Here is a 12,903-nt window from a genome sequence, read left to right as displayed (position 1 = left end):
CTCATTCAGACCGGTATGGCGACCGAAATGGCCGAGCGCAATGCTAGTGATGTCAGCAAGATCAACGCCTCAGCTTCTCTGTATGATCTTAGACATAATACTGATAAGCCCTTCTTCAACCGTAGGATGGTATACCGGGCGATCATGCACGGCCTGGGCCGTCTGCTTGTCGGCGACGGCGTACGTGAGCAGGTGCGCGAGGTGTTCCACGGCCGGCCCGAGCATCTCGCCCCCGAGCAGCCGCCCGGACCGATCGGCCCATATCCGCATGCCGCCGCGGTTCAGTCCCTCCACGCGGGCGCGCCCCTGGCCGGAGAAATCCAGGGCGCCGACGATCCGTCGATCGTCCTCCGGGTCGTAGGGCGCGCCGATCATCGCCGCCTGGGGATGGGTGAAGACCATCGCGAGGCTCGTCCACGGCTCCGGCGTCGCGACCGGGCGGCCCGCCACGAGGGCGGCCGCGTTGGCGCCCGCGATCGTGCCCTGGCGGCTCGCCTCGTGCAGCACCGGTCGCCAGCCGTCGACGTCGCCGGCGATCAGGATCGGTGCCCCGGCGCAGACGAGGCTGCGCCGGTCGAAGTCCGGCACGCCCGTCTCGCCGATTCGAAGGCCGGTCGCCTCCAGCCCGAGGGGCTCCAGGTTCGGAGAACGGCCGGTGGCGGCCAGCACCCGCGCCGCCCGCGTGACCTGGTCGCGACCGTGGCGGTCGACCCAGTCGAGACGCACGCCGTCGCTGTCCGCAACGGCGTCCCGAACCTCGGCGCCGAGGTGAAGATCCATCTCCGAACCGAAGATCGCGGCGGCCTGCCGGGCGAGGTCGGGCTCGGTCAGGCCGGCGACGGTGTCGCCCGCGTCGATGACCGTGACGGCGACGCCGAGCCGGGCCATGGCCTGGGCGATCTCGATCCCGACGGCACCGGCCCCGAGAACGGCCAGCGAGGCCGGGAGATCGGGGATCTCGAAGAGCGTGTCGGTGGTGAGGACGTCCGCGCCGAGGCCCCGCAGGGGCTCCGGGACGATCGGGCTCGAGCCCGTGGCGATGACCGCGGCCCGGAAGCGGATCCGGATCGCGTCGTCGATCAGCAGGGTGCGGTCGCTCTCGAACCGCGCCGTGCCGCCGAGGCGCTCGTCTTCGGGGAGATCGTCGAGACCTTCGAGGACGCTGCCGACGAACCGGTCGCGCTCTTCGCGGAGGCGCCGCAGCACGGCGGGCCCGTCCACCGCGACGTCCGGAACCCGGATGCCGAACAGGTCGGCGGTGCGGGCGACGTGGGCGGCGGTGCCCGCGGCAATCAGGAGTTTCGAGGGCATGCAGCCGACCCGCGCGCAGGTCGTGCCGCCGGGGCCGCGCTCGATCAGGACCGACCGCGCCCCCGCCGCCGTCGCGGCGCGATGGGCCGCAATTCCGGCGGTCCCGGCACCGATCACCGCCACGTCGTAGTCGAGTTCACGCATCAGCATTCCGGACCGTCCGCCGGGGCCAAAGCGTCACGGCTCAGGTTCGTTCCGCCTGCGCGCTCTCGTCTCAGCCCGGCCTGGACCGGCCGGGGCTCCGCGCGCTCCGGCGGCGCGGAGCCGGCGTGTCAGGCGCTGCGGCCAGGGGCCGTGCCGCCGAGGTGGAACACCCGGTGCGGGACCAGCTCGCCGCGCTCCACGTCGCCCACGGCGACCAGGATCCCGGCGCAGGTCGCGAAGGCCTTGCCCTCCACCGGGGCGTCGCGGCCCCGCAGGATGACCGACTGCCCCCGCATCAGGCGCAGGCCCAGATCGCGCGACACCGCGACCTCCGGGATGGCGTCGAGGGCCGTCTCCACCGGTCGCAGGTAGGCGAGGGCCGCCTCGGGGCTGCCGTCGGTCAGGGCCGAGACCGGGCAGGCCTCGGCTTCCGAGAAGGGTCCGACGCGGGTCCGGCGCAGGGCGGCCACGTGGCCGTAGCAGCCGAGCATCCGGCCGAGATCGCGGGCCAGGGCCCGCACGTAGGTGCCCTTGCCGCACTCGGCCTCGATCACGGTCCGCTCGCCGTCGTGCTCGACGATGGCGAGTCGGTCGATCTGCACCGGCCGGGCGACCAGCTCCACGGTCTCGCCCTCGCGGGCGAGGTCGTAGGCGCGCTCGCCCTGGATCTTGATGGCCGAGTAGCGCGGCGGCACCTGCTCGATCGCGCCGACGAAGGCCGGCAGCGCCGCTTCGACCGCCGCCCGGTCCGGGCGGGCGTCGCTCGTCGCGACGGGACGCCCCTCGGCATCGTCGGTGTCGGTCTCGATGCCCCACTGGACGGTGAACCGGTAGGCCTTGCGGCCGTCCATCACGAACGGGACGGTCTTGGTCGCCTCGCCGAGGGCGATCGGCAGGATGCCGGAGGCCAGCGGGTCGAGGGTGCCGGCGTGGCCGGCCTTCTTGGCGTTGAAGGCGCGCTTCACCACCGCGACCGCGTGGGTCGAGGTCATGCCGACATGCTTGTCGAGGATCACCCAGCCCGAGACGTCCCGGCGCTTCGGCCGGTCCGGACGCGGCCCGCGCTGCGGACGGCGCCCCTCCGGCCCGCGGCGCTCAGCGCTCGGCGGGGGAGCCTGGCGCTCGGCCGGCGGAAAATCTTCCATGGAAACCGTCATGTCCGCGTGTCCCCCGGGGTCGATGCCCCGTCCCTTTCTGCTTGGTATCGGGACTCAATGCCCCGTCCCGGTCTCCGGTTCGTCGTCCTCGGGCCCGGACTCGAGGTCCCGCTGGACCCGCTCGTCCCGCAGCAGCCGGTCGATGCGCGCGGCCTCGTCGAAGGTCTCGTCCCGCCGGAACCGCAGTTCCGGCGCGAATTTCAGGTTCACCCGCCGGGCCACCTCCTGGCGCAGCACCTTCCGGTGGCGCTCCAGGGCGGCGATCACCGGCGCCTCGTCGAGGCCGCCGAGCGGCATCACGTAGGCCGTGGCGAGCTTCAGGTCCGGCGACATCCGCACCTCCGGCACGGTCACGACATGCGTGCCGAGCACCGGATCCTGGATATCGCCGCGCTGGAGCACCTCGGCCAGCGCGTGGCGCACGAGTTCGGCCACGCGCTGCTGGCGCTGCGAGGGGCCGGTGGAGGTCGGTTTCTGGGCCATTCTGTCTCGGGCCGGCCCGCCGGAGCGGACGGCGCACGTCCTGAAAAAAGAAAAGACGGCCGCGGCAGGTGCCGCGGCCGCCCTGTCCGGATGAGTCCGGAGCGTCAGAGGGTGCGGCGGATCTCCTCGACCCGGTAGCACTCGATCACGTCGCCCGCGCGCATGTTCTCGAAGTTCTCGAAGGCCATGCCGCACTCCTGGCCGGAGGTGACTTCCTTCGCGTCGTCCTTGAAGCGCTTGAGTGTCTTGAGCTTGCCCTCGTGGATCACGACGCTGTCGCGGATCAGGCGAACGTGCGCGCCGCGCTCGACGATGCCGTCGGTGACGCGGCAACCCGCGACCTTGCCGACCTTCGAGACCTCGAAGACCTCCTGGATGGTCGCCTCGCCGAGGCGATCCTCCCGCAGGGTCGGCGGCAGCATCCCCGACAGCGTGGCTTTGATGTCGTCCACGAGATCGTAGATGATGTTGTAGTACCGGATCTCGATGCCGGCCCGCTCGGCGGCCTCGCGGGCCTCCTTGAGGGCGCGCACGTTGAAGCCGATGACGACCGCCTTCGAGGCCTGTGCCAGGGTGATGTCCGACTCGGTGATGCCGCCGACACCCGCCAGGAGGATGCGGGCCGCGACCTCGTCGTTGCCGAGCTTCTCGAGCGCGCCCGAGATCGCCTCGACTGAGCCCTGGACGTCGCCCTTGATGACGACCGGCAGCTCCTTGCGGCCGGCGCCTTCCTTCAGGTCGCGCATCATGTCGACGAGCGACCGGTTGGCACCGCCGGTGCGGGCGTTCTGGCGCTCGCGCTTCTGGCGGGCGCGGTACTCGGTGACCTCGCGGGCGCGGGCCTCGCTCGGCACCACGGTCACGCGGTCGCCGGCATCGGGCGTGCCGTTGAAGCCCAGCACCTCCACCGGCACGGACGGGCCGGCATACTGGACGTTCTCGCCGAGGTCGTCGATCAGGGCGCGCACGCGGCCCCACTCGGCGCCCGCCACGACGATGTCGCCGGTGAAGAGGGTGCCGCGCTGGACCAGGACCGTGGCCACCGGGCCGCGACCGCGGTCGAGCTGGGCCTCGATGACCGTCCCCTCGCCGTCGCGCTTCTCGTTGGCGCGCAGGTTCATGATCTCGGCCTGGATCTGGATGCCCTCCAGAAGCTCGGACAGGCCGTCGCCGGTCTTGGCCGAGACCTCGAACTCGAGGGTCTCACCGCCCATCGACTCGACCTGGATGTCGTGCTGCAGCAGTTCCGTGCGGACCCGCTCCGGCTTGGCGTCCGGCTTGTCGATCTTGTTGACCGCGATGATCATCGGGACGCCGGCCGCCTTGGCGTGCTGGATGGCCTCGATGGTCTGGGGCATGACGCCGTCATCGGCCGCCACCACGATCACCACGATGTCGGTGACCTTGGCGCCGCGGGCGCGCATCGACGTGAACGCCGCGTGGCCCGGGGTGTCGATGAAGGTGATCATGTCGCCGGACGGCGACGCGACCTGATAGGCGCCGATGTGCTGGGTGATGCCGCCGGCCTCACCTTCGACCACGTTAGCCTTGCGGATCGCGTCGAGCAGAGACGTCTTGCCGTGATCGACGTGGCCCATGATGGTGACCACCGGCGGACGGGGATCGAGATCCTCCTCCAGATCCGGCTCGTCGGACGACAGACCCTCCTCGACGTCGGATTCGGCGACGCGGCGGACCGTGTGGCCGAGTTCCTCGGCGATGAGCTGGGCGGTGTCCGAGTCGATCACGTCGGTGATCTTGTGGATCTGGCCCTGCTTCATCAGCATGCGGATCACGTCCACGGCCCGCTCCGACATGCGGTTGGCGAGTTCCTGGATGGTGATCGTCTCGGGGATCGTCACCTCGCGGGACAGCTTCTCTTTCTGCTCGACATGGCCGCGGCCACTCATCCGCTGCTGGCGGCGGCGGAACGAGGCGACGGAGCGCGTGCGCTCGTCCTCACCCGACGTGGCGGTCGCGATGGTCAGACGGCCGCGGTTGCGGTCGCCTCCCGGCGACTTCGGCGTCTTGGGCGGCGTGATGATCTTGAGCGGCATGCCGGGACGGCGGATCACCCGCTTGGTCTCGGACTCATCGTCGTTGGTCTGGGCTCCGCGACCGGCCGGGCGCGCGGCGGCACCCGCACCGGCAGGACGCGCCGCGGTCGCCGGCGTCGCGCTCTTCTCGGGCTCGGGGGCCGGGGCCGGACGGGCCATGAAGTTGAGGTCGCGCGGCTTGCGCGTGTCAGCCGTGATGGTCTTGCGCGGCTCGCCCGTGGAGGGTCGCGGCGTCAGAGGCGGACGCGGAGCGGCCGGAGCAGCGGCGGGCGTGGCACGCACCGCGGCCGGACGCGCGGCCTCGGTCTGACGGGCCGGAGCGGCCGGACGGGCCGGAGCAGCGGCGGCGGCCGCCGGGCGGGCCGGCGTGGCGGCGGGCTGGGCAGGTGCCGGAGCCGGGCTGGACGGCGCGGCGGCGGCAGCCTCGGCGGCGGGAGCCGGAGCGGCAGGCGCGGGAGGCGGAGCCGCGGCAGCAGCCTTGGCTGCCTCGGCCGCTTCCGCGGCGGCGGCAGCGGCCGCTGCCTTGCGCTCTTCCTCCTCGCGGCGGCGGGCCTCGGCGGCCTCACGCTCGCGGCGGGCCTGCTCCTCGGCCTCGCGGCGGCGCGCCGCGGCTTCGGCTTCCGCCTTCTGGCGCGCTTCGGCCTCGCGACGCTGCGCGTCGGCGAGGGCTGCGGCGCGGGCCGCGCTCTCCTGCTCGCTCAGGGTGCGGAGGACGACACCCGAGGCGGCGCGCTGCGCCGGACGCGGGGGCGGCGCCGTCGGCGCGGCGGCTGCCGGGCGCGGGGCGGGGGCAGGCTCGCGGGCAGGCGCGGCCGGTGCCGCACCGATCACGCGGCGCTTCACCGTCTCGACCACGACCTGCTTGGAGCGGCCATGGGAGAAGCTCTGACGCACGGTGCCCGCCTCGATCGGCCGCTTGAGGCCGAGCGGCTTCGGGGAAGTCCGGTTCAGAGTCTTGTCGCCCGGGTTGTTCGTATCGCTCATTCAGCCTGAACCCTGAGGGTTTCCATCGTCCCGTGAACCGACACCCGGTGGCGCCGGTCAAAATAGTCCTGCGTCGTCAACGTGAGGCTTCGTCGATCCCGCCGATTCGGGCTGGATCGGGCTCCCCGGTCGCCGCGGCGGCGCCCTCGAAGGAGCGTAGCCGACGCCAACGCGACAGGCAGCCGGCGGCTCCGGCTCCTGCGACGAGCGCAGCGTGTATCACATGATCCCGACCTAAGGCCATGTCCAATTCGTCCTCGGACAGGTCATCGATGATCGGGATCCTTGACATGGCCCCGCCGTGGCGCCTGTGCAAGGCCGACGCGATCTTGCGCCGGCCGTCCGGGCTCGCCTCGGCGGCATGAATCACCGCAATGGCACCCGGCTGCCCGCCGATCGCGGCCTCGACCTTCGAGAAGCCCGCGACCACGCAGCCCGCCTTGTTGGCCATGGCGATGGCCTGCCGCAGGTCGTCCCGCAGCCCGGCGGCGATCCGGTCCGGCAGGTCGGGGGCGGCCGGGGTCGGCCCCTTGAACGCCCGCGAGAACAGGTTCTTCCGCACCGCGGTCGCGACAGCCTCGCGCCGGGCGCTGATCCAGGCGCCGCGGCCCGGAAGCTTGGCGCGCAGGTCGGGCACGACGCTGCCGTCCGGCCCGCGCACGAACCGGATCATCGCGTCCGGCGCCTGGACGACGCGCGTGACGATGCAGGTCCGCTCGGGCGAGCGGCGGCCGGGGCCGGCATCGAGCCCCCCGGCATCCAGCCCGTCCTCGGGCAGGGTCGTGTCGACCGCGACCATTGCGCCTCCGCCGCCGGCGCCCGCCTCAGGCCTCGGCCTGCGCGGGGGCGGCCTCGTCGCCCTCGGCCGCCTCGGCACCCTCCTCGGCCTCCGGCTCCGGCAGGGCCTCGATCCAGCCGGCCTTCAGGCGGGCGGCCATGATCAGGGCCTCGGCCTCGGCGCGGGACAGGTCGAACCCGTCGAGGTAGCCGGCGTGGCGCACGGCCTCGGGACCGCGGCCCTCCGTGTAGCCGACGAGGTCGTCGGTGGCGCAGCCCGCCAGATCCTCGACGGTCTTCACGTCGTTCTCGCCGAGGGCGACCATCATGGGCGTGGTGATGCCCTCGATCTCGCGCAGCTCGTCGGCGACGCCGAGCTCGGTGCGGCGGGCGTCGTGCGCCTGCTCGATCCGGGCGAGGTGGTCCTGGGCGCGGGCCTGGATCTCCGTGCCGGTCTCCTCGTCGAGACCCTGGATGCCGGAGAGCTCCTGGATGTCGACGTAGGCGATCTCCTCGACGTTGCGGAAGCCTTCCGCGGCGAGCAGCTGGCCGACGGTCTCGTCGACGTCGAGCGCCTCCATGAACACCTGGGTCCGCTCGGCGAACTCCTTCTGGCGGCGCTCCGATTCCTCGGCCTCGGTCAGGATGTCGATGTCCCAGCCGGTGAGCTGCGAGGCGAGGCGCACGTTCTGGCCGCGGCGGCCGATCGCCAGCGACAGCTGGTCGTCCGGCACCACCACCTCGATGCGGTCGGCCTCCTCGTCGAGCACCACCTTCACCACCTCGGCGGGCTGGAGGGCGTTGACGATGAAGGTCGCCTCGTCCTCGGACCACGGGATGATGTCGATCTTCTCGCCCTGCAGCTCGCCGACGACGGCCTGCACGCGAGATCCCCGCATACCCACGCAGGCGCCCACGGGATCGATGCTGCCGTCGCGCGAGATCACCGCGATCTTGGCGCGCGAGCCCGGATCGCGGGCCACCGCCTTCACCTCGACGATGCCGTCGTAGATCTCCGGCACTTCCTGGCCGAACAGCTTGGCCATGAACTGCGGGTGCGAGCGCGACAGGAAGATCTGCGGGCCGCGCACTTCCGAGCGCACGTCGAACAGGTAGGAGCGGATGCGGTCGCCCGGCCGGAAGGTCTCGCGCGGGATCATCTCGTCCCGGCGCACGATGCCCTCGCCGCGGCCGAGATCCACGATGACGTTGCCGTACTCGACCCGCTTCACGATGCCGTTGAGGATCTCGCCGATGCGGTCCTTGTACTCGTCGAACTGGCGGGCGCGCTCGGCGTCGCGCACCTTCTGGACGATGACCTGCTTGGCCGACTGCGCGGCCACGCGACCGAAATCGAAGGGCGGCAGGGTGTCGGAGATGACGTCGCCGACCAGCGCGCCGGGGTTGTAGCGGCGGGCCTGATCCAGGGTGATCTCGCGGGCGTCGTTCTCCACCTCGTCGACGACCAGGAGGTGGCGCGACAGGCGCAGCGCCCCGGTCTTGTTGTCGATCTCGGCGTGAACGTCGGTCTCGGCGCCGTAGCGCGAGCGGGCCGCCTTGGCGATCGCTTCCTCCATCGCGTCGATCACGATGGAGCGGTCGATCACCTTCTCGCGGGCGACCGCGTCGGCGATCTGGAGGAGTTCGAGCCTGTTGGCGCTGACGACGGCCATCGGTGTCGGTCCTTCTCTTCCGTCAAATTTTTCGGGTCGGCCGCGTGACGGCCGACACTCGGGTCTCAGTGCAGCGAGTCGCGGTCCTTGAGCCGGGCCGCCTTGCTCACGACCGGCTTCTTCGGGCCGGTCCGGGCCTGTTTCTGGGGCTTGGCCGCGGGACTGGCCTTGCGGGGGCCCTTCGGCTGGAAGGGTGCGCGCGCCGGCGCCGGCGCACTCTCCGCGGCGTCCTCCTCGTCCTCGGCCTCGTCGGCCTCGTCCGTGGCGGGCGGCCCGCCGCGGCGCAGCGACTCGCGGATCAGCTCGTCGGTGAGGACGAGATGGGCCTCGGCGAGGTCCTTCAGCGGCAGGTCGATGCGGCTCGGCAGCCCTTCCTTCACGTCGGGCAGGTCGATCGGGACGGTCGCGCCCGTCGGGTCCGGCGCGCCGAGGATGCCGCGGAAGCGCTTGCGCCCGTCCAGCGGCGGGCTCAGCTCGACCTTGGCCTCGTAGCCGGCCCAGCGGGCGAAGTCCGAGACCCGCACCAGCGGCCGGTCGATCCCCGGCGAGGACACTTCGAGGTTGTAGGCGCCGCCCACCGGATCGTCGACGTCGAGGATCGGCGAGATCGCGCGGCTCACCGCCTCGCAATCGTCGATCGTGAAGGTGCCGTCCGGACGCTCCGCCATGATCTGCACGGTGCAGCCGTTGACGTTGGACATCCGCACCCGGACCAGCCGGAAGCCGAGGCCCGCGAGTGGCCCCTCGATCGCCTGCGCGACGCGCGCGGCGACTCCGGCCTCGCGGACGAGGCGCTTCTCGGACAGATCCGCTTCAATCTCGGACGACATGGGTGTTCAGCGCGCAACCTTCGCGGCGTTCTGCCTGGCCGCCCGCGGCGTGGGGCCTCGTGCGGCGAGAGGATGTGCGGCGAAAAAAAAGAGCGGACCCGGTGGGGCCCACTCCCGAACCGCAGCCTCTCGACTGCCATCAGAACTGTTGAGAGCTAGATAGCGGCCCTCGGCCCGGAGCGCAAGGTGGATCCGCCGCGCCGCGCGAGCCCGCTCGTCCCGTCCTCGGCCTCGTCCCGCGGTGCCGGAGCGTCGCGGAGGCCTCGAAGGAGCCCTCCTTCGAGGCTCGCCGCGCTCGCACCCCGGGACGAGGGGTTCGGTCGGAGATCGCCTTTGCTCAGCCGCTGCGCGGCACCCGCCCCTCCAGCGGATAGGCCGGATCGTTGTAGCCCGGCGTCGTCGGATGCCCCGCGGCCACGAACCCGTCGACCAGCGCCTCGTCCTCCGGGGTGAAGGCGTAGTCCAGGGCGCCGAGATATTCCTGCCACTGCGCCTCCGTGCGCGGCCCGGCGATCACGCCGGTGACGAGGCGGTTGTTCAGCACCCAGGCGGTGGCGAACTGGCCGGCCGTGATGCCGCGGGCCTCGGCGTGCTCCCTCAAGGTCCGGGCGATGCGCAGGGATTCCGGGCGCCACTCGGTCTGCATCATCCGGGCGTCCTGGCGGCCGGCGCGCGACTCGGCCGGCGGCGGCGCGTCGGGGTCGTACTTGCCGGTGAGCACGCCGCGCGCGAGCGGCGAGTACGGCACCACGCCGAGCCCGAAATGCGCGCAGGCGGGCAGGTGCTCGGTCTCGGGCATCCGGTTGAAGGCGTTGTAGTAGGGCTGGCTCACCACCGGCCGGTCGATCCCGGCCTCGTCGCAGAGCCGGCAGATCTCGGCGACCCGCCAGGAGCGGTGATTCGAGACGCCGAAATGGCGGATCTTTCCCGCCCGCACGAGGTCGGCGATCGCCCGGACCGTCTCGGCCAGCGGCGTGTCGTGGTCCTCCTTGTGGAGGTAGTAGATGTCGATGAAATCCGTGCCGAGGCGGCGCAGGCTGTCCTCGGCGGCCTTCATCACGTGGACCCGCGAGAGGCCGCGGTCGTTGACGCCCGGCCCGGTCGGGTTGGCGACCTTGGTGGCCAGGACCCAGGCGTCGCGCTCCGCCCGGATCGCCCGGCCGGTGATCTCCTCCGAGCGGCCCTCCGTGTAGACGTTGGCCGTGTCGATGAAGTTGATCCCGGCCTCCCGGGCGCTGGCGACGACGCGGCCGGCCGTGGCCTCGTCGGTGGGGCCGCCGAACATCATCGTGCCGAGGCAGATCGGCGAGACCTTGAGGCCGGAGCGGCCGAGCGTGCGATACTGCATGGGATCCCTCCAACGTCCGTCGTCCCGCTATCTCGCCGCGGGAACGGCGCGGTCAACCACAACACAGGTCAACGCCGCCCTGTAACCCGCGAACGCCCGCGGCGAACCGACCCGTGACGGCACCGATGGCCCGGGCAGCCGTTCCCGCCGGTGGCCCGGGCCACCGGCGCGGCGCCGTCGTCCACCGCGAAGCTTCCGTTCGGACCCATGATCGATCGCTCGGCCGCCGCCCTCGGCATCCCCCTCCCCTGGCTCGACCGGGCCGGCCGCCTCTCCTGGCTGAAGCTCGCGGTGTTCGCGTGCTGCGTCGCGCCCGCGCTCTACCTCGCGGCCGCCTACCGGCTCGACGCCCTCGGGGCGAAGCCGATCACCGCGCTGATCCACGCCACCGGCGAGTGGGCGGTGCGCTTCCTGCTCTTCTCGCTGGCGATCTCGCCACTGCGCCGCCTCGCGGACTGGCCGAAGGTCCTCGTCGTGCGGCGCATGCTCGGCGTCACCGTGATGGCCTACGCGGTGGCCCATCTGACCCTCTACGCCGTCGACCAGAACCTGATCCTCACCAAGGTGATCTCCGAGATCGCGCTCCGGCTCTACCTGACGATCGGCTTCGTGGCCCTGATCGGCCTGATCGCCTTAGGGTTGACCTCCACGGACGCGGCGATCCGCAACCTCGGCCCGAACTGGAACCGCCTGCACCGCCTCACCTACACGATCGCCGTGGCGGCCCTGGTCCACTACTTCCTGCAGTCGAAGATCGACGTCACCGACCCGGTCTTCTCGGCGGGCCTGTTCCTGCTGCTGATGGGCTGGCGGGTGATGCGGCGCTTCCAGTGGCCGGAGCGGCCCTGGTCGCTCCTCTTCCTGGCGATCGTCGCCGGGCTCGCGACCGCCGGCCTGGAGGCCGCGTGGTACGGCCTCGCCAGCGGTGTGCCGGCCAACCTCGTCCTCGCCGCCAACCTGGACTTCTCCGGGCCGATCCGGCCGGCCTGGTGGGTGCTGGCCGTCGGCCTGTCGCTCCCGCTCGTGGCGCTCGTGCGCGGCCCGAAGGCCCCGGCACCGGGCAGGCGACCGGCCCAGGCGGCCCGCCGGGAGCCTATCCGGGAGCCCGTCCGGGAGCCCGTCCGGGAGCCCGTCCGGGAGCCCTTGTCGCCGTCGGCCTGATGCCGCAGAACCCGCTCCCGGTCCTCCGCCGCCGGCGGCCCCGGACCCAGCGGAGCTTTCGAGACGCCATGCGCGGCACGCCTCTCCTGATCGCGGGCTTGCTCGCGCCGACCCTCGCCTTCGCGACGCCCCCCGCGACCCAGGCCGCGAAGCCGGCCGCCAAGGCGGCGCCCGCCGCGCCGCCGCCGGCCGCCGCCGCGCCGGCAGCCGCGGCCTGCACGCCGCCCGCGCCGCCGCCGGCCTCCGCGCGCCCGGCCAAGCCGGAGCTGCCGCCGAAGCCCGCCTGCCTCGACGCCAAGGAGGGCTGCCCGGGCTGGGAGGCCTACAGCTACAACGACGCGATCAAGGCCTATAACCTGCAGGCGCAGGCCTTCCGGCCGATCGCCGAGGCCTACCTGCAGAAGCTCAATGCCTACGTGAAGGCGAGCGCGGACTACGCCCAGTGCGAAGTGAACGCGATGCAGAAGTAGCCGGCTGAACGGCGGCCGACACCGCGGCTCGGAGGCGGTTCAGGCGCCCGGTCGCATCCTCCGGCGATGATGGCCGCGATCCCCGCGTGCCCGCTCACGCCGAGGCCACCGTGCCCGCACGTCGTCTCCTCTTACGAACCGGCTTCTGCGCCCTGCTCCTCGCCGCCGGCCCGGCCCTGGCCGCCGATTTCGACGGCCCCTACCCGCCGCACGGCGACGGCGGGCCCGCCCAGGACGACGAGCCGGAGCGCCGGCCACCGCCGCCCTCTCCGGGACCGCGGCCCGAATCCGAAGTCCGCGGTCCCCGCTTCACAGCGGCGCCCCCAGAAGCGTCCCCGGAGGCGTGCCGAGAATTCGTGCGGCGGCGCTTCGGTCCGGACGGGGAGCCGGTGCTGCGACGGGTGCGGGTCTGCGACGAGCCGGTCGTCGACCGCGGGCCGCCGCCGCCTCCCCCGCCGCCGGAGGACATCCCACCCCGTCGCTGGGGCGGGCCGCGCTGGTAGCGTGG

At 72.5% G+C, this 12,903-nt stretch carries 11 protein-coding genes; 3 read left to right on the top strand and 8 right to left on the bottom strand.

All coding sequences use genetic code 11. From position 1 onward, the window contains the following. Nucleotides 1-69 precede the first annotated feature (69 nt). The 8 genes from ASG32_RS11340 to ASG32_RS11305 form a co-directional block, all read right to left on the bottom strand. Complete coding sequence (locus ASG32_RS11340) at nt 70-1,455, bottom strand: dihydrolipoyl dehydrogenase (protein WP_056526152.1); 1,386 nt, start codon at nt 1,453-1,455, stop codon at nt 70-72. 128 nt (nt 1,456-1,583) lie between these two features. After that, entirely contained in the window at nt 1,584-2,600 is a 1,017-nt protein-coding gene (truB, locus tag ASG32_RS11335; protein WP_056525771.1) for a tRNA pseudouridine(55) synthase TruB, read from the bottom strand. 66 nt (nt 2,601-2,666) lie between these two features. Then, the gene (gene rbfA, locus ASG32_RS11330) at nt 2,667-3,095 is read right to left on the bottom strand and encodes a 30S ribosome-binding factor RbfA (protein WP_020092715.1); all 429 of its coding nucleotides are present in this window, start codon (nt 3,093-3,095) and stop codon (nt 2,667-2,669) included. Between the two features lie 104 nt (nt 3,096-3,199). Next, nucleotides 3,200-6,136, bottom strand: a complete 2,937-nt coding sequence (gene infB, locus ASG32_RS11325; protein WP_056525768.1) for a translation initiation factor IF-2 — start codon at nt 6,134-6,136, stop codon at nt 3,200-3,202. A 76-nt stretch (nt 6,137-6,212) separates the two neighbouring features. After that, nucleotides 6,213-6,935, bottom strand: a complete 723-nt coding sequence (locus tag ASG32_RS11320) for an RNA-binding protein (protein ID WP_020092717.1) — start codon at nt 6,933-6,935, stop codon at nt 6,213-6,215. A gap of 25 nt (nt 6,936-6,960) precedes the next feature. Beyond that, on the bottom strand, nt 6,961-8,586 hold the full coding sequence (gene nusA / locus ASG32_RS11315) for a transcription termination factor NusA (protein ID WP_056525765.1): 1,626 nt from the start codon (nt 8,584-8,586) through the stop codon (nt 6,961-6,963). A gap of 65 nt (nt 8,587-8,651) precedes the next feature. After that, nucleotides 8,652-9,416 carry a ribosome maturation factor RimP gene (gene rimP / locus ASG32_RS11310; RefSeq protein WP_056525762.1) on the bottom strand — a complete coding sequence of 255 codons (765 nt, stop codon included), beginning with the start codon at nt 9,414-9,416 and terminating at the stop codon, nt 8,652-8,654. A 337-nt stretch (nt 9,417-9,753) separates the two neighbouring features. Next, nucleotides 9,754-10,764, bottom strand: coding sequence for an aldo/keto reductase (locus tag ASG32_RS11305; protein WP_020092720.1), 1,011 nt, complete (start codon nt 10,762-10,764; stop codon nt 9,754-9,756). Nucleotides 10,765-10,971: 207 nt separating this feature from the next. On the opposite strand from ASG32_RS11305, the gene ASG32_RS11300 reads away from it, so the two are divergent. The 3 genes from ASG32_RS11300 (at nt 10,972) to ASG32_RS33795 (ending at nt 12,898) form a co-directional block, all read left to right on the top strand. Then, complete coding sequence (locus ASG32_RS11300) at nt 10,972-11,925, top strand: protein-methionine-sulfoxide reductase heme-binding subunit MsrQ (protein WP_056526149.1); 954 nt, start codon at nt 10,972-10,974, stop codon at nt 11,923-11,925. 68 nt (nt 11,926-11,993) lie between these two features. Beyond that, the gene (locus ASG32_RS11295) at nt 11,994-12,395 is read left to right on the top strand and encodes a hypothetical protein (protein WP_056525759.1); all 402 of its coding nucleotides are present in this window, start codon (nt 11,994-11,996) and stop codon (nt 12,393-12,395) included. Nucleotides 12,396-12,505: 110 nt separating this feature from the next. After that, entirely contained in the window at nt 12,506-12,898 is a 393-nt protein-coding gene (locus ASG32_RS33795; protein WP_139307692.1) for a hypothetical protein, read from the top strand. Nucleotides 12,899-12,903: the final 5 nt, after the last annotated feature.

It is taken from the genome of Methylobacterium sp. Leaf361 (assembly GCF_001424445.1).
Taxonomy (GTDB): domain Bacteria; phylum Pseudomonadota; class Alphaproteobacteria; order Rhizobiales; family Beijerinckiaceae; genus Methylobacterium.
This window is presented reverse-complemented; position numbering and strand designations above follow the sequence as displayed.